At 48.6% G+C, this 397-nt stretch carries 1 protein-coding gene; it reads left to right on the top strand.

The genetic code is table 11. The annotated features are described in order from the left end of the window. The coding region (locus P0G09_RS15870; protein ID WP_275253139.1) for a hypothetical protein at nucleotides 1–397 on the top strand (397 nt) is incomplete at both ends.

The raw sequence follows: 397 nt of genomic DNA, 5'->3' as shown, positions 1-397 counted from the left end.
GCCGCACCGTTTATCAAGATCGCTATCATCGTGGCGAGGCACCTTCGCCAAACAGTGCCATGCAGATCACCAAAATGTCTTGGAGCGATTTGATGCATGACCTGGGATTTAGTTATGATGCCAAGAAAAACATTGCGCAAAATGGTAAAAAGGGAGCCAGCAAGCATCTCGGTGCCAAGCAGTCCATTCGTTTAGCAGACCCGCAGACATGTGAGCAGGTCGTAAATGAGGCCTTAGAACTTATGCGTCGCGAAAAGCTCTATAATGTAAAGGATTTTCGTCTGCGCTGCCGACCGGTTCTGGGCGTCAGCTACGATTCGCTGATGCGCTATGGCTTTTCTTTTGAGGAACTCAAGAAACGCTATGCTGCCAAATACGGTGAAAGCATTCGCAAAAC

Origin of the sequence: Faecalibacterium sp. DFI.5.82 (assembly GCF_029076575.1) — a bacterium.
In the GTDB taxonomy this organism is placed as follows: domain Bacteria; phylum Bacillota; class Clostridia; order Oscillospirales; family Ruminococcaceae; genus Faecalibacterium; species Faecalibacterium duncaniae.
Note: the sequence above shows the minus strand (reverse complement) of the source record. Positions and strands in the feature narration are given on the sequence as shown.